The sequence below is a fragment of the Rhizobium sp. 3T7 genome, from assembly GCF_020166565.1.
GTDB lineage: Bacteria > Pseudomonadota > Alphaproteobacteria > Rhizobiales > Rhizobiaceae > Rhizobium.
On record NZ_JAIQXS010000007.1, the window covers coordinates 140,846 to 156,871 of the forward strand.

Sequence of the window (16,026 nt, forward strand, 5' to 3'; positions counted from 1 at the left end):
GCGAATGCAGGCGGTGAATTGCTTGACTTCGCCATCTCGTCTCAACGAAAATCTGGCATGCCGTCGGCAAAGTCGTGGGTAAGGTCGATCAAGGGCATGGCTTTTTGGGGCCTTTCGGTTTGAGGCTTGGAATGCAATCGTCAAATGGGACGATGCTTAGCGTGCGAATATACCGTCGAAATCACGGAAACCTTTGACTTCGATTGGATTGCCGCTGGGGTCGAAGAAGAACATGGTGCGCTGCTCACCTGGTTCGCCAGCAAAGCGAACGACCGGCGGGATATCAAATTTGATGTGAGCGGCCTGAAGGCGGTCCGCCAGTGCAAACCAGTCATCAAGTGGCAGCACGACGCCGAGATGCGGCATCATCACCATATGGTCGCCGACCTTGCCGGTCCGGCTGACGGCGAAGGGCGTGCCGAGATGCAAGGAAATCTGATGCCCGAAAAAATCGAAATCCACCCAAGTCTCCGTGCTGCGGCCTTCCCGGCAGCCAAGGACATCACCATAAAAGCGCCTCGACGCGTCCAGATCGGTCACGTGATAGGCAAGATGAAAGGCAGAGCGCATAGGGATTCTCCTTGTTGAGGGATGCGACGAACTCATTGCGGTTGGGCATGTCCGGAGCGATGGTTCTGGATGCCGGACAGGACCTCGATGCAATGCAGAAGCTTTGCATCGGAAAATGCTGAACCGACGACCTGGAGACCTATCGGCAACTCCCCATCTTTGCGCATGAGCGGAATATTGGCTTGGGGAAGGCCAAATGCCGTCCAAAGCCTTATGAAGTCCGACGTTCCGGTAGCAGCCAGGCCGACCGGTGCCACGTGGGCGCAGCTTGGTGCGATCACGGCATCATAGGGCTCGATGGTGGCATTCAGAACAGAAACGAGCAACGCCAGCCGGTTTCGCGTCGCGACTTCATCTTCCCAGGAAATCGCCGAGGCGCGCGCAAACATGTCGGCGAGTTCCGGACTCATCAATTCGATGGAGGTCCTTTGTTCCTTGTGGAGCGCCCTGGCACCTTCGCAGTCGTTTATGATCTGGTGATCCCGGGCAACTGTTTCGAAAGCCGATGGCAGAACAATCTCGTCGACGCCATGGCCCCGCTCGGCAAACGCGGTTGCGGCTGCCGTGACAGCTTGGTGAACATCCGGATCGGCCATTCCCCAATACGGCGTTCTACAGAAGCCGATCTTCAACCGCCCATTGGCCGCAGCGTATTTTGGCAAACCAGGAATCAAGACCCGAGCAACCAGGCTCAGATCTCGTTCGGATGCACCATACCAGCCCGCCGTGTCAAAGCTGGGTGCAAGCGGCTTGACGCCTTCGAGCGAAACCAGGTTGTGCGAGGGTTTGTAGGCGTAGAGCCCGCAATAGGATGCCGGCTTGATCAGGGAACCTGCGGTCTGCGTGCCGAGCGCAGCGGCAAAAAGGCCCGCCGCGAGCCCCGCCGCCGATCCCGCACTCGAACTGCCTGGTGTTCGTGACAGATCATGTGGGTTGCGGGTAGGGCCGGTATGCATGAACGCGAATTCGGCCGTCGCTGTCTTGCCCATAACGACCGCTCCTTCCTGCCGGAGAAGAGCGACGGCATGGGCATCTCGAGAGGGTCGATTGTTGCGATAGATCGGCGAATTGAACTCAGTCGCCCAGTCAACCGTATCGAAGATATCCTTGACGCCGATTGGGACGCCCGCAAGCAGTCCCTTTTCGGGACTTCTGTCTATACGATCGGCTTGTTCGAGCACCAGCGCGTGATTGAATGCAGCGAACGCCTGGATGTCAGGCTCTTTCATCAAAGTCCGGGCGATGAAGCTTTCAGCCACCGACCTCGCTGTCAGGCGTCCTGCACCCACTTCGAGAGCTATAGCGGTTGCGTCCTGATCGAACTTATGAATGAAACCTGTCACTATCGCACCCTGGATTGAAGAAGCTTCTGGGCAATTGCACCATCGTCATTAGCGCATTTCCATTCGCTGAACCGCGGTCAATACGAGGAGTACGCGCCGTTTGCGTAATTGTGCGATTCCTGGCCCTTGATCGGTGGATTGAAGACGCTGACGAGCCGCATGTCTGTGTGGGCACGAAGAACGTGTTTGTCGTGTTTGTCCAAAGCGTAAAGTGTCCCCGGCTCAAGTGTCCAGACGTTCCCGTCGCCATCTTCGATCTCGCCTCGGCCTTCGATGCAATAGCAGACTTCAAGATGGTTGCGGTACTGCAGATGCGATTCGCTGCCGGCGCGAACCGTCGTTTCCATCAGCGCGAAGCCAAGTCCGTCGCGCTCCAGAACGAAACGCCGGCTCAACCCGTTACCCCAATCAACATCTCGATCTGTCCCGATAAGCTCTGTCAGTGTGCGCACGAACATTGGTCACGATCCCCAATTCATTTCTTAGCAGCGGTTGCTTGCTTTTCGACGCGCCCATTTGACAAGCTGCGTGCATGAAATAAAGCAGATAGATCGAACAGATTTGTTAGGAAATCAGACAAGTGAGTGCGTCCCGAATTCCGCCAATTGTCGCCCTTCGCGCGTTGGCATCTGTCGCAAGGCTGCAAAGTGTCACGAAGGCGGCGAAAGAACTCAACGTCTCCCATTCCGCGGTCAGTCACCACATAAAGGCTCTTGAAGGCTGGTTCGGGCGATCCCTGTTTCAACGGGACGGTCGCGGCATATCGCCCGGCGAGGATGCCGTCATGCTTGGACGTGCTGTCGACGACGCGCTTGCGCAGTTGGCTCAGACTTGCGCTGAGATCCGCCAAAAGGACGAAGGGCCTGATCTCACGATTGCCGTCGTTCCATCCATCGCCTCGTGGTGGCTGGTGCCAAAACTGCAAGGCTTTCAACGGCTTTGTCCGAACGTTAGGCTGCATCTTGTCTATGCCGTTCCGGGGGTCTCCCTTGAAGGAGCCGACATCGTCATCCAGGCTCACAAAGGTATTGTTGATATACCGGCCAATCAGGTGACCGTCAGATTGATGCACGGGATCACATATCCCGCATGTTCGAGGGGTTATTTTGAGAAGGCAAGGGAGAGTGTGGATTTTGCGACGATCGACTCCGGCGAGTTGCTCCATGACGAGACAACGCAGGTTTGGACGCAATGGATGCGAGCGGCCGGCAGGATAACGTTCTCTCCGGATCGAGGTCCCATATATCAAGATTTCAACCTGCTGGCCGCGGCAATTTTTGCCGGTCAGGGCATAGCTCAATGCCCGGTGGCATTATTCGAACGGGAGATTCAAAGCGGCAGTCTGATATTGCTCTCAGACAGGCCGGCGAACGAAGACAAATCCTACTGGATGACACTAAGACGGCCGGACAAGCCCGCATGCCGGCAGTTCGGCGATTGGACAACCTCGTTGACCGACCTTGGTGCTTGATGAAATAGGCTGGTTATTCCGATCAAGCATCATGAGGTCGGGAGTTCAAAACGAAATAGCATTTTTGTTAATGAACGCACTTGCTTATTTAACATGGGGTAATCGCGGCGCGATCATCCCAGGGCACTTTTTTACACGGTGATGGTTGGCTGGGGTGCTTGCACCGATATGATGGAAAAACGGGCTGGCGATTGGAACCGGGCCCAAGTGCGCTATTGCCGTCTGTCAAAATCCCATGGCTCTGGCGACAATCCAGGTCGGAACCCCGGCCGTCACGGCTGATGCCAACAATACCGAGACTACCTTGATCGCATAAGCCCGACGCCCGCGAGCATCATCCCATTCGTATCTCATCGACCTAACCTCACACCCCATTTTCAGATTGAACTACTGGCGTGAGGGACGAGTCGAGTCACAATTCTTCAACGTCGTTAATAGTGGCGTCGAGCGGTCTGCATGATGACCACTTGCGACGAACCGGCGCGCCTGCACTGCACAACGTGTAATGACCCCATAAATCTCCGGACATGATCTCCCACTTAATCGGTGAGCGGGGTAATGTGCCCATTATGACCAGTCACAATCCTAACGTATGAGCCAGATGCGACCCTTCGCATCGTTGCAAGACGTCACGGCATCCGGCTGAATCAATTCCTGGAACTGGCTCGAGGACAAGCCAAAGCATAAGGCCCTGAAAGCGCAGTGCGCACGCCCTTCGAGGCCTTTCATGGGCGAAACATTCCTGCCGGTCGGCATGCTTGGCAACAAGACGCCGCCTCAGATCGCGGCCGAGCCTGTGCGCCGAAGCGAGGATCACTTTTCGCAGAGCCGCCGTCCGCCAGAATAGGGCTGGTAGGTGCAGTCCGACGGGCGAAACGAGCGATAGCTGCGAGAGCAGGCAGTGATGTTACAGGACTGCGGTGCGCCTTGGCCGTCGATCACTGCTGCAGTCGATCGCGCTCCATTCGGCGTAGGTTCGGTCATCGCCTCCCGCATGAAGTCCCGCCAGATATGCGCTGGCAAGGCGCCCCCTGTGACCCCGTTCATCGGCGTATCGTCGTCATTGCCCACCCATACGCCGGCAACGAACGGTTCCGTGAAACCGACGAACCAGGCATCGCGATTGTTCTGGCTGGTGCCGGTCTTCCCGACCGCAAACGTGCCAGGGTCGGCTCCACGTCCAGTGCCACGCTCGACCACCAACCGCAGGAGTTCGAGGAGATCGGATTGGTAGCTCGAAAGGTCGATATTCGGCCTTGCTTGTGAGCCAACCCGAAACGTTTTCGTCTCTCCGGCCGCCCGAAAGTCGATGATTCCCCAGGGCTCGACGGGCGCCCTGCCGAGATGGACAGACGCATAGGCGCTGGTAAGGTCAAGCAGGTTTACTTCGGAAGTGCCGAGCGCCAGAGACGGCGTGTTGGCAAGAGGCGCGTTGATGCCGAGCTCTCGCGCGGCAGCAATCACATTGTCCAGTCCGACCTCTTCGGCAAGCGCCACCGTTGCGGCATTTAGCGACCGGGCGAAGGCCTCGGCAAGTGTTACCCAGCCGCGATAGCTGCCGCCCGAATTTTCCGGCGACCAGCCGTTGATGTCGATTGGCGCGTCCAGAATCCGGTCAGACAAGGTGAGTCCAGCCTTCAAGGCTGCGTAGTAGACGAACAGCTTGAAGGTGGAGCCTGGCTGGCGCATTGCGCTGACGGCGCGGTTGAACTGGCTGGCCTTGTAGTCGCGCCCGCCGACCATGGCAACGACCGCGCCGTCCGGTGTCATCGCAACCAATGCAGCCTGCGATGCTCTGGCAGCCTTTCCTTCTCCGTCCAAGGCTCTTCTCACGACCCTTTCGGCGATCTGCTGCAGGTGCGGTACCAGCGTTGTGCGCACCGTGGTCGAACCCGGCGAGGAACCGGCGATTTCGCTCGCCTGCGGCGAAATCCAGTCGGCAAACCAGCTTCCGGAGCGCGGTATCGGCGTCGTCGGATGCAGCTCGGCGAAGCTCGCCTTGACTTCCTCTGCTTGCGATGCGGTGAGCTTGCCATTGGACACCATCGTGTCGAGAACGACAAAGGCGCGTTGCCGGGCGCCTTCGAAATTGTCGATGGGATTCCATTGGCTCGGCGCCCGCAGCAATCCCGCCAACATCGCCGATTCAGGCAGGTTGAGGGCGCCGATTTCCTTATTGAAATAGATCCGCGCGGCAGCCGGCATGCCGGTTGCGCCGGCCCCAAGATAAGCGCTGTTGAGATAGCGCGTCAGGATTTCCCGTTTGCCGAGCTTCCACTCCAGCCAAAGGGCGATGACGACCTCCTGTATCTTTCGTTTTATTGTTCGATCGCTGTCGAGATATTGCAGCTTGATGAGCTGTTGGGTGATGGTGCTGCCGCCCTCTACCACCGAACCGGCTTCGAAGTTTCGCAGGAGCGCTCGTCCGATTCCTCTGACGTCGATGCCGAAATGATCCATGAACCGCCGATCCTCAATTGAGAGGACTGCATCGATCAAACGTGGCGGAAACTGGTTGTATTGCGCATACGGTCCCTGATAGGGCCCCTGTCTTACCAACGGTTTCCCGTCAGCAGTTTCCAGTATCACGACGGGCTTCAATGTTCCGTCCCGGATCTCGCCCCAGGGTACGTCCTTTAGCGCCCACACCAGTACACTTGCCGCAAGGAGGAGGCCGGAAAGAAGGGTCAATGCTATAGAGATTTTCCACCAGCCCGTCTTAAGCGATGCATGCCGGCGATTTTCGAGGGGCTTTGTACGCAGGCCACGAATACCGCCCCGCGTTTTAACCAGAGCGGTCGCGAACCACTTGCCAAGTTTGTGGACAGTTGATGGGGCTTGCGGCGGCATTGATGACGTAAGCTTCGCCCTCAAGTCGGAAACGGTCGTCTTGGCCCTTGCGCTTGCGAAGGCGAAACTTGCCTGTAAATCATGGCCCAGCGCACCCAGTAGATTGTGCGCCGCCTGCCGGCTTTGGCCAAAGGACCTGGGAGGGTGTTGCGGGGAGGCGGCCTGGGTGGATGAGCCCGGCCCTCCGGACGGGTCCGAGACGGGCGCCTGCGGCTCAACGTGGTCGGCAGCGAACTCCAAATTTGCTGCGCGATTGGCAGCCGTGGTTGAGTCACTGCCACTTTTGGTTGAGGATTTGGGACGACGAGGCATCGGTTACCGCTAGAGGGCTCTTCCGGAATGTAGAGCTAGGTTATAACGTGGCAATGCTCAACGGCCATCGCAAAACGGTTCGTGTCCGTTGATGTTTCGCACGCTGAAATCCCCCGTCGCGTGGGTGCTTGATTGCAGGACGTCTCGACACCACGGGATGCCGGAAGAATTCCCCTCCTGACCATGAGTGCCAAATCGGCTGACGCCGAGGGCCTGCTTGGCAGAAAAACTCGACGGTTCCAGCAGCCATTTTCATCCTCTTCAACTGAAACGGCGGGCCTGCCGCCTGGAGCTTGCTCATCACCGCCCACGCCTGCAACGTTAGTCTGTAGTATACCCGCCGCGTTTCGACTGTGTCTCAATGTCGGTCGAGCTGTGGCGCCACCGGTTGCCCTTACTTATCCTTGGTTGTTGCGTCTGTCTTTTCTTCGGTTTCGCGGCCTGTCATCTGCCAAAGTTCGTGAAAATGCTGAACGGGTCCGTGACCGGAACCGACGGTCAGCGTGTCTGCCTGCGCGACGGCCTGGGCGAGGTAGGCCTTTGCATCCGCCACTGCCTTGAGCAGCGCGGCGCCCTTTGCAAGTTCGGCGGCAAGCGCGCTCGACAGCGTGCAACCGGTGCCATGCGTGTTCGCCGTTGGTATCCGCGCCGCTTCGAACCAGCTCAACCTTGAGGCTGTTGCCAGGACATCGGGGCTCTCCTGCCCAGGCAGATGGCCACCCTTGATCAGCACGGCCTGCGGGCCCAACGCACGCAGGCTTTGCGCCTGATCAGCCATTTCCGCACGGCTCTCAGCCGTAGGTCCATGCAGGAGTGCCGCAGCTTCCGGCAGGTTGGGTGTCAGCAGCGTCGCAAGCGGCAGCAGGCGCTGAGTAAGGACTTCGACCGCGGACGGATCAAGGAGGGAGGCGCCACCCTTGGCGACCATCACCGGATCAAGCACGATCGGTATACCTTTGTGCGGTTCGATGGCATCGGCGACGGCGCCGGCGATTTCGGCGTTCGCAATCATACCGATTTTGATCGCGTCAACGCGCACATCGGCAAAGACTGCCTTGATCTGGTCGGCGACGAAAGCGGCAGGAACCAGATGGACACCGGAAACACCCTGGCTGTTTTGCGCCGTCAGCGCGGTCAAAACTGCCATGCCGTAGACGCCGCGGGCCGAGAACGCCTTCAAATCGGCCTGGATTCCGGCGCCGCCCGAGGGATCGGAACCGGCGATGGAGAGAACGTTGCGGATCATCCGTGAACCTTTTTGATGTTTTCAGCGATGTCGCGGGTGGCAGCCTCTGGGTCAGGCGTGCCGCAGATCGCCGAGACGACGGCAAGACCGTCAGCGCCAGCCGCGAAGACAGCTCCGACATGAGCCGCCTTCAAGCCACCGATCGCGACGGAGGGAACGCGACAGATCCGCACCAGACGCGCAAGCCCCGCAAAACCGATCGGCTGTTTGTGGTCCGCCTTTGTCGGCGTCGCAAACACCGGGCCGATGCCGGCATAGTCCACGATGGCCGGATCGACCGCTGCGGCCAGCGCCTCGGTCTCGACCGAGAGCCCAAGGATCATGTCGCGCCCAATCCGTGCGCGGGCAGTCGGTGCATCCATGTCCTCTTGCCCAATGTGCAGACCGTCGGCACCAATTGCGACCGCGGCCTCGACGTCATCGTTGACGATGAGGCGCGCATTGGTGCCAAACAAAGCCGCCTTGAGCGCCCGCCCGGTCTCGATCATCCGGGCCGTATCCGCATGCTTGTTCCGCAACTGCACGACCCTCGCTCCGCCCGCGACTGCCGCCCGCGCGGTCTCCACCATGCCTAGGGCGGCGCAAAGGTCGGGATCGAGGACGAGGTAAAGGGAAAGATCAATGTTCTTCATGCACAACGCAGCCGTGCTTGGCGATCGAGAAGTGAGGCGTCGAGTGCTGCAAGTGCGTCGAGGAACCGCCAGGAAAACGAGCCCGGGCCGTGCGCCTTGCTGGCCGCCGTTTCACCGGCAACAGCAAAGGTCGCAAGTGCCGCAACCGTTGCCTCGAAGGGTGCGTCGGGCCGAACCGCCAGGAAGGCGCCCACAAGGCAGGTCAGCGAACACCCAAGCGCAGTCACCTGAAGCATCAACGCCGAGCCCCCCTCGATGCGCACTGCCCGTTCGCCGTCGGTGACGAAATCAACGGCGCCGGTCACTGCGACGATCGCTCCGTGCACCCTCGCAAGCAGCCGCGCTGATTCCTCGGCGTGCTCGACACCGTCACGGCTGTCCACGCCCTGACCACGGCTTGCGCCGCCGGCAAGCGCGATGATTTCGGAGGCATTGCCGCGAATGACGGCGGGGCCGAGCTCCAGCAGCCGACCCACAGCAGCACGACGAAACCCCGTGGCATAGTGGGCGACCGGATCGAGAACCCATGGTTTTCCAGACTGACCGGCCGCGATGGCGGCCGTCTCCATGCCGCGCAGCCAGGCTGACGAAAGTGTACCGATGTTGATTGTCAGCGCGCCAGCGATCGCGGCAAATTCGCCAGCCTCTTCTTGCGCATGCACCATGGCGGGAGAAGCACCAGCCGCCAGAAGCACATTGGCCGCAATGTTCATGGCAACGAAGTTGGTAATGCAATGGACGAGTGGCGGTCGCGCGCGCAATTCGCTCAGCAACGTTCCCGGTGAGGTGTGGTCTGGCATGGTGCGCCTTTCGATCGGGGAGGAAAGGCGCGGGGACTTACGCGCGAAGCTGGAAGTCCCGAGCGACTCCCTCCGCCGGCATTATCCGGTTCAGGTTCAAAGGGTGCTTCTCAGCCCACCATCAGGCGGGCGCCCCTGTCTCTCATTGGCTTCTTGTCGCAGAGAAGCACGCGCCTGTCATCCATAAAATGGACATCGCCGGGCAAGAACCCGGCGACGTCGCGTGCGCTGTGGTCAGGGACTATTCCGCAGCCTGATAGATGTTCCGGTCGATAAGAGACGATCTCGGGCCGAGTGCCGCAGCTAGCGTGACGAGGACCGCGAGGACGGCGACAAATGTGATGCCGGCAAAATACGGATCCCAACCAAAACCGGAGGCCGCACCGAAGATCGCCGAAGCTGCGGCAAGGACGATACCGCCACCAATCTGGAAGGAAGCGAACAACAGCCCCGATGCAAGCCCGGATTGGTCTTCGCCAACGTCGGAGAGGGCGGCAACCTGCACGGAGGGGTAGGTCATGGCATAACCCACACCGAGCGGGATCTGCGACAGGGCAACCAGCAAGATGGGGTTGATGTGGCCGACACTCAGGATCCAGAAGATATAGCTTGTGGCCTGCAGCGCTACGCCGAGTGTCATCAGCCCGGTTGTCCCGCGATTTTGCGCGATCGTGGCAAAACGTGGCGCCAGGAACATGACGCAGACGCCGCCGAAGGCAAAGGAGAAGCCGGTCGCGAAGGCCGACCAGCCGACTACGGTCTGATAGTAGAGGGTCGCGATAAACTGGAAGCCGACATAGACGCCCTGGAACAGCGCGGCAATGGCATTGGCGTGGGAAAGCCTTGCCCGCCGGAATATCGCAAGCGGTACCATCGGATCAGCATGGCGAGATTCGACGATGAGGAAGAGACCGATCAAAGCGGTGGCCGCCACCAGCGCTCCGAAGGTTGGCACTGCCTGCCAGCCCTCGGCCGCAGCATTGGTAATGCCAAAGACGAAAAGCAAAAGTCCAGGCGTGATCGTCATTGCGCCTGCCCAGTCGAACGTCGCACGCGGTCCGCTGCGACGTTGATCCGCTGGCAGGACGAAGGGAGCAATGGCCAGCGCGATGACGGCGACAGGCGCACCCATGACTAGCGTTGCCCGCCAGCTGAAAACGGTCGCGGCCCCTCCCAGTACCATGCCGAGGACGAAGCCGGTCGCGCCCGTAGAGGCAAAGACGCCAAGCGCTTTCGCACGGGCCGCCCCTTCGCCGAACACCGACAAGAGCAGGGCAAGGGCAGCCGGTGCTGTGAACGCCGCGGCAATGCCCTTTATCAAGCGAGCGGCAATCAAAGTCGGGCCGCTATCGACAAAACCGCCGGCAATACTGGCGGCAGCGAAGATGCCGAGCGACCAGAGGAAGACGCGACGGTGGCCGAAGACGTCCGCGACGCGCCCGCCCAGCAGCAGGAAACCGCCATAGCCAAGCACGTAGGCGCTGACCGCCCATTGGAGGGATGTCGCTTTCATGCCGAGCTCGGCCTGGATCGCCGGAAGCGCGACGCCAATCGTGGATACGTCCATTGCATCGAGAAAGTTGGCAGCGCAGAGCAGCAGCAATGCTACGCCGGCTGTGCCTGGAGATCGGGAAGTGGTCATGAATGATCGTTCCTTTCTGCCGACGCCATGGGAGGAAGCTTGAGCGTCAGGGAACGAGAAAATGTACACCTACTGAACCTATTGCAAATTGATAGTAACCATGCCAGGTATTACTGAGAATGATGAATGATACGATCCTCCGAAAGATAGACCTCAATCTCCTGCTGGCCTTCTCGGTATTGATGCAGGAGCGCAATGTCTCTCGTGCGGCCGAGCGGCTTCTCCTCGGTCAGCCGGGCCTGTCGGCCGCTTTGAAGCGGCTGCGAGAGACACTCGATGACGAACTGTTCGTGCGGGTAGGGCGGGGCCTGCAGCCGACGGCGCGTGCCCTTGCCATTGCGCCTGCGATAGAGGATGCCTTGTCGGGGATCGAGCGCGCGATCCGGCCGCCTGATGCCTTCGATCCCAAGAGCTGGCAGGGCGAGTTCAGGATCGGCATGTGCGACAATCTGGAATCGGCTTTCTTCGGGCCGCTCGTCGCGCGCCTGCGTGAACTCTCACCGGGCGCACGGCTGATTGGTGTCGCTGCTGACAAGCATGATTCCGCCCGCATGCTCGACGACGGCGCTTATGATTTCAGCGTCGCGGTTCACGCGGAGCCGGCATCCTGGCATATCCGGCAACCGCTCTTCAGTCAGTGTTCGGTCTGCGTCTACGACCCCGTGCAAATGAAGCGAAAGGCACCGTTGACGCTGGATGACTTCGTCAATGCCGCGCATGTCACCGTGTCCTTTGAAGGCAATACGGCAACGAACATCGACACAGTTCTTGCGAAAGCCGGTCTGCGCCGTCAGGTCGTCGCCACCGTGCCTCGCTTTTCGGCGTTGCCGCCGGCCCTGAGGGCAATGCCGGCGATCGCGACCATTCCGGAGTCGATCGCCCGCTGCATTGCACAGTTGCACGGCCTTGAAGTTTCGGCCCCGCCAATCGAGCTTCCCGCAGACCCGGTTACGATGCTCTACCGACGGGTTGATCACGCGGACGGCCGCTCGGTCTGGTTCCGCAAGCTGTTCGTCGAGGTCGTGGAAGGGGCGCTGAAGGCGTCGGGCTGCTCCATGACCGTCTCGAAGGCCGCTTGATACCAAAGGCTTACGCCGAATCCGGCGGCGCGGTGACATCGAGAGCCCTAGCCGGCCAGTTCAGCAGCGCAGCCGCAAGCTCTCTTCGATCGGGCGCCCCGATGCGGCCGCCGAATTGCTGGCATTTGATGGCCGCCGCCATCGATGACGCGCGCATCACGTCCTCGATCGCCAAGCCCTCGGAAAGCGTCAGCGCGAAGGTTCCGTGAAAGATATCGCCTGCCGCCAGCGTATCGATGGCCGTGATACGCGGTGCTTGGAGATGGCGGATAGAGGCGCTGTCGTCATCGAACCAGTAAGAGCCTCGTTCCCCGAACGTCACGCTGACGAAGGCGTGGCTGAAGCGCTCCTTCAGCAGGCGGACCATCGATACCGGCTCTGCCGTCCCCGTCAGGCTTTCTGCGGCCGGCTGCGAAAAGACAATGTGGCTTGCGGCCGGCGCCAGTATCTCGATCACCCCGTCGGGCGCCACGTCACCATCGAGGATGGCAGGTATGCCTGCCTCACCGGCAGCGAACAGCGTCTGTAATGCAAGCTCTGGCCAGCGCACGTCGACCAGCACCGCATCGAATGCCGCGACATCGTCAGCCGCAACCGAATTGACGACCTGATGCAGCCGCGGATCGTAAAAGGGGATGATCAGGCGCTCGCCGCCGTCGTCAATGAGGATCGTCGACACGGCCGAGCGGGCGCCTGCCACGCGACGCATGCCACGCGTGTCTATGCCGCCTTCAGCGAGATCAGCGATGATGCGCGCGCCGGTCTCGTCGTCTCCGACGGCACCCCAGAGGCTGGCCTTCCCGCCAAGCCTTGCAACCGCAAAGGCGGCGCTTGAGGCCATGCCTTCCGCAATCTGCAACATATCGTATGGCAGGACCTTGCCTTGCCCGGTCGGCATGAGGCGAACTCTGAAGAGCGTGTCGAGGACCGCAGCGCCGACACACAGAACGTGCCTCGCCCGCTTCTGTCGCTCTTCCATCGCAATCGCAGACGTCACTTCACGGCGCCTGCCGTCAGGCCGGCAACGATCTGCCGCTGTGCGAAGACTGTCAGGATCAACACCGGCAAGGTGACGATCAAGGCTGCCGCGGCAAGCGCACCCCAGCTCACCTGCTCGAATGACAGCATGTTGTAGACCGCAACGGGGAGCGTGCGCGTTTCGCGGCTGGCAAGGACGATGCCGAAGACGAAATTGTTCCACGAGAAGATGACCGACAGGATGAAGGCAACGACGATTCCCGGCCTTGCGATCGGCAGCGCCACCAATCGGAAGACCTGCCAGGGTGTTGCCCCGTCGATGCTTGCGGCTTCCTCCAGCTCCATCGGCGTCGTTTCGAAATAGCCGATCATGATCCAGACGACGATCGGGACGGTAACGACGAGATGGATGATGATCTGCGGCCACAGCGTACCAAGCAGGTTCAGCCACTGGAACAGCAGGAAGAGCGGGATCAGGAAGGAAAGGCCGGGTGTCATGCGGGCAATCATGATCACGACGGCGGATTTTTCAGCCTTCAGACGGGCAATGCCGTAACCGGCCGGCACGCCGATAACGAGCGCCAGGAGCGTCGCCGCCCCGGTGACCAGAACCGAATTCCATAGGTAAAGGAAGAAGTTGTTCTCCTCGAACACCTTGACGTAGTTCGACCAGGCGAAACGTTCAGGAATGAAGATCGGCGGATAGGCGCCGTTATCGATCTCGTACTTCAGGGACAATGAGATCATCCACAGGAAGAACAGGACCACCGGCGAGATCATCACCAGCGCCACGAAGAGAAGTCCGATGCGATCGAGTGCCTTGCGCTTCATCAGCGTGCCTCCCCATCGGACCAGTTGGCGCGCTGCTTGACCATCAAAAGGACGAAGGATAGCACCACGATGAGCACGAAGAAGATAACGGCCATGGCCGAGCCGTATCCGATGTCGTAATAGGAAAAGGCCGTGTTGTAGAGATAGATGTTGATCGTCTCCGAGGCAGTGCCCGGTCCGCCCTGCGTCATCGCATAGATGATGTCGAAACTCTTGACCGCGTCGATGCTGCGAATGATGACGGCGATCATCAGGAACGGCGCGATCATCGGCAGCGTCAGGTATCGAAATTTCTGCCAGACATTGGCGCCATCGATTTCGGCGCTCTCGTAGGGTTCGCGCGGCACTGAAGCCAAGCCGCCAAGCACGATCAGCATGACGAGCGGTGTCCATTGCCAGGTTTCGACCAACACCAGCGAGGGAATGACGCTCGTCTGGTTGTAGATCCATTCCTGCGGACTGACACCAATATAGGAAAGCAGGTAATTCAAGACGCCAAGTTGCGGATGAAACATCATCGTCCAGACGAGCGCGATGGCGACGGGAGTCGCCATCATCGGCATCACGAATATTCCGCGCAGAATCCCACGCAGTGGAAACTGGGCATCGAAGATGAGGGCGGCCAGCGTCCCCAGAAACAACGGGGCGACGACCGACAAGGTCGTGTAGAGCACGGTATGCCACAACGAGTCCCAAAAGCGCAGGTCAACGGCCAGGCGGAGGTAATTGTCCAACCCGGCAAAGACCTGCGCCTGGCCGAGTGTCCAACTGTTGACGCTCATCCACAGGGTAAAGACCCAGGGAAAAACGATGACAGCGGCGACGACCACCAGGGCGGGAATGACGAAAGGCCAGTAATTGGGAGCAAACCGGCCCGGTTTGCTCCTCTGCTTTGCCTTGGCCTTGACCGCGGTTGCGGTTTCCATGCTCACCGAAGCCATTATCCCTCGCTTCGTGCCAGAACCGGCTCGAACTGAGCTGTGGCAGTCTTCAGCTCCGTGGCTGGATCGGCGCCGCCGATCATGTTGGTGAGGCCGACACCATAGATGTCGCGGAACTCCGTGACCGGAATAATGATTGGCAGGGCAAGCTGCGACACCTTCGCCGAACCCGCCACAGCGTCCAGCCACGCAGGCGGCATCTTCACGCCTTCGCGCACCTTCTGATCCTCGAGGACCGACTGGCGGAACGGAACACCGGCGCCGGCCTGAAGCAGGCGCGCACCCATGTCATGGGAAATCGCCCACTGGCAGAAGAGATATGCGGCTTCCTTCTTCTGGCTTGCTGCCACGACGCCGAGGCCATCTCCCGTGGTTGCGGCCGCCTGCGCCTTCGGTCCCTTCGGCATGATGCCGTATCCGACCTGGCCAACGACACGCGACTTTTCCGGGTTCTCGATCGGCGGCGCGAAGCCCACGCCGTCAAGCCACATGCCGATCTTGCCCTGTAGGAAGGCCGATTGGGCTTCGGCCCAGTTGAAGCCGGATACACCGGGAGGAGCCGCCTTGGTCATCAGGCGCTGGTAAAGCTTGGCCGCTTCAACGGCCTCCTCGGAATTGGTGCGCAGCTTGCCGTCCGGCCCAAGCGGGCTCGATCCGTAGCCGAGCAACAGCGTCGTCCAAACCGGGGTATTGGCATTCTTGAGACCACGGGCGACGAAGCCATAGGTGTTGGTCGAGGGATCTGTCAGTGCCTCGGCAGCACTTGCCAGTTCCTCGAACGTGGTTGGGTAAGAAAGTCCCTTCTTCTCGAAGAGTGCCTTGTTCCAGTAAACGATCCAGTAGTCGACCGAGAAGGGCAGGGAGCGCAGGACGCCATCGGAATCCTTGGCGAAGGTCATGCCGGCCTCGGCAAAGTCGCTTTCGACCAGCGACGGATCGGTGAGGGAAGGATCCTTCAGAAACCCGCTGATATCGGCAAGCCAGCCGCCCTTTTCGAACTGTCGCTTCTGGACGTGATAGCTCATATGCACGACGTCGAAACTCGGCTTGCCCGAGCTCAATTCGATCGTGGTCTTCTGGCGCTGCTGCTGCTCGGGCGTCGCCTCGGCATTGACCTTGATGCCCGTTAGCTCTTCGAACTCGGGAAGGTACTTGATGAGCGTCTCGCTGCGCGGACTCTTGACCAGGTTGACTTCCAGCGTCGTGCCGGCAAAGCGCTTCCAGTCGACCGCCGCCGATGCCGATCGAATGCCTATGAGGCTGCTGGCACCGAGGGCCGCGGTACCGGCGAGAAAGCCGCGCCGGGTGGGATTCAGGAATGATGCTGGCAT

General features: G+C 60.1%; 14 protein-coding genes, 1 pseudogene and 1 riboswitch. Of the genes and pseudogenes, 3 read left to right on the plus strand and 12 right to left on the minus strand.

Going from position 1 to position 16,026, the window contains the following annotated elements:
- Positions 1-156 precede the first annotated feature (156 nt).
- From K9B32_RS12860 to K9B32_RS12870, 3 genes are all read right to left on the minus strand, one after another.
- A complete protein-coding gene (locus K9B32_RS12860; RefSeq protein ID WP_224562609.1) occupies positions 157-570 on the minus strand; it encodes a VOC family protein in 414 nt (137 codons plus the stop codon).
- A 32-nt stretch (positions 571-602) separates the two neighbouring features.
- Positions 603-1,913: an amidase gene (locus K9B32_RS12865; protein ID WP_224562612.1), complete on the minus strand. Its 1,311-nt coding sequence runs from the start codon at positions 1,911-1,913 to the stop codon at positions 603-605.
- 77 nt (positions 1,914-1,990) lie between these two features.
- Positions 1,991-2,371: an ectoine synthase gene (locus K9B32_RS12870; RefSeq protein ID WP_132594605.1), complete on the minus strand. Its 381-nt coding sequence runs from the start codon at positions 2,369-2,371 to the stop codon at positions 1,991-1,993.
- Positions 2,372-2,493: 122 nt separating this feature from the next.
- Between K9B32_RS12870 and K9B32_RS29105 the strand changes: the two are divergent.
- A pseudogene (locus K9B32_RS29105) lies at positions 2,494-2,673 on the plus strand (LysR family transcriptional regulator); the annotation flags it as partial.
- 24 nt (positions 2,674-2,697) lie between these two features.
- Positions 2,698-3,384 carry a LysR substrate-binding domain-containing protein gene (locus K9B32_RS12880; protein ID WP_224562837.1) on the plus strand — a complete coding sequence of 229 codons (687 nt, stop codon included), beginning with the start codon at positions 2,698-2,700 and terminating at the stop codon, positions 3,382-3,384.
- A gap of 813 nt (positions 3,385-4,197) precedes the next feature.
- Here the strand turns inward: K9B32_RS12880 and K9B32_RS12885 are convergent.
- The 5 genes from K9B32_RS12885 to K9B32_RS12905 form a co-directional block, all read right to left on the minus strand.
- Positions 4,198-6,546 carry a PBP1A family penicillin-binding protein gene (locus K9B32_RS12885; RefSeq protein ID WP_224562614.1) on the minus strand — a complete coding sequence of 783 codons (2,349 nt, stop codon included), beginning with the start codon at positions 6,544-6,546 and terminating at the stop codon, positions 4,198-4,200.
- A gap of 394 nt (positions 6,547-6,940) precedes the next feature.
- Positions 6,941-7,792 (minus strand): bifunctional hydroxymethylpyrimidine kinase/phosphomethylpyrimidine kinase, encoded by an 852-nt coding sequence (gene thiD / locus K9B32_RS12890; RefSeq protein WP_224562618.1) that lies wholly within the window; start codon positions 7,790-7,792, stop codon positions 6,941-6,943.
- Positions 7,789-8,424 (minus strand): thiamine phosphate synthase, encoded by a 636-nt coding sequence (thiE, locus tag K9B32_RS12895; RefSeq protein ID WP_224562621.1) that lies wholly within the window; start codon positions 8,422-8,424, stop codon positions 7,789-7,791. Before thiE ends, thiD begins: the two co-directional genes overlap by 4 nt.
- A complete protein-coding gene (gene thiM / locus K9B32_RS12900) occupies positions 8,421-9,224 on the minus strand; it encodes a hydroxyethylthiazole kinase (protein ID WP_224562624.1) in 804 nt (267 codons plus the stop codon). The genes thiE and thiM overlap by 4 nt, the downstream gene beginning before the upstream one ends.
- A gap of 50 nt (positions 9,225-9,274) precedes the next feature.
- Positions 9,275-9,371, minus strand: a riboswitch (TPP riboswitch).
- Positions 9,372-9,465: 94 nt separating this feature from the next.
- A complete protein-coding gene (locus K9B32_RS12905; protein WP_224562627.1) occupies positions 9,466-10,866 on the minus strand; it encodes an MFS transporter in 1,401 nt (466 codons plus the stop codon).
- Between the two features lie 119 nt (positions 10,867-10,985).
- Here K9B32_RS12905 and K9B32_RS12910 point away from each other — a divergent pair, with 119 nt between their 5' ends.
- Positions 10,986-11,945: a LysR family transcriptional regulator gene (locus K9B32_RS12910; RefSeq protein WP_224562630.1), complete on the plus strand. Its 960-nt coding sequence runs from the start codon at positions 10,986-10,988 to the stop codon at positions 11,943-11,945.
- Between the two features lie 10 nt (positions 11,946-11,955).
- Here K9B32_RS12910 and K9B32_RS12915 read toward each other — a convergent pair whose 3' ends face one another.
- Genes K9B32_RS12915 through K9B32_RS12930 form a run of 4 tightly spaced genes read right to left on the minus strand, consistent with a single transcriptional unit; the run spans position 11,956 to position 16,026 of the window.
- Positions 11,956-12,942 carry a sugar kinase gene (locus K9B32_RS12915; RefSeq protein ID WP_411969704.1) on the minus strand — a complete coding sequence of 329 codons (987 nt, stop codon included), beginning with the start codon at positions 12,940-12,942 and terminating at the stop codon, positions 11,956-11,958.
- Positions 12,939-13,754: a carbohydrate ABC transporter permease gene (locus K9B32_RS12920; protein WP_224562631.1), complete on the minus strand. Its 816-nt coding sequence runs from the start codon at positions 13,752-13,754 to the stop codon at positions 12,939-12,941. Before K9B32_RS12920 ends, K9B32_RS12915 begins: the two co-directional genes overlap by 4 nt.
- Positions 13,754-14,695: a carbohydrate ABC transporter permease gene (locus K9B32_RS12925; RefSeq protein ID WP_224562632.1), complete on the minus strand. Its 942-nt coding sequence runs from the start codon at positions 14,693-14,695 to the stop codon at positions 13,754-13,756. Before K9B32_RS12925 ends, K9B32_RS12920 begins: the two co-directional genes overlap by 1 nt.
- Positions 14,695-16,026, minus strand: coding sequence for an ABC transporter substrate-binding protein (locus K9B32_RS12930; RefSeq protein ID WP_224562633.1), 1,332 nt, complete (start codon positions 16,024-16,026; stop codon positions 14,695-14,697). Before K9B32_RS12930 ends, K9B32_RS12925 begins: the two co-directional genes overlap by 1 nt.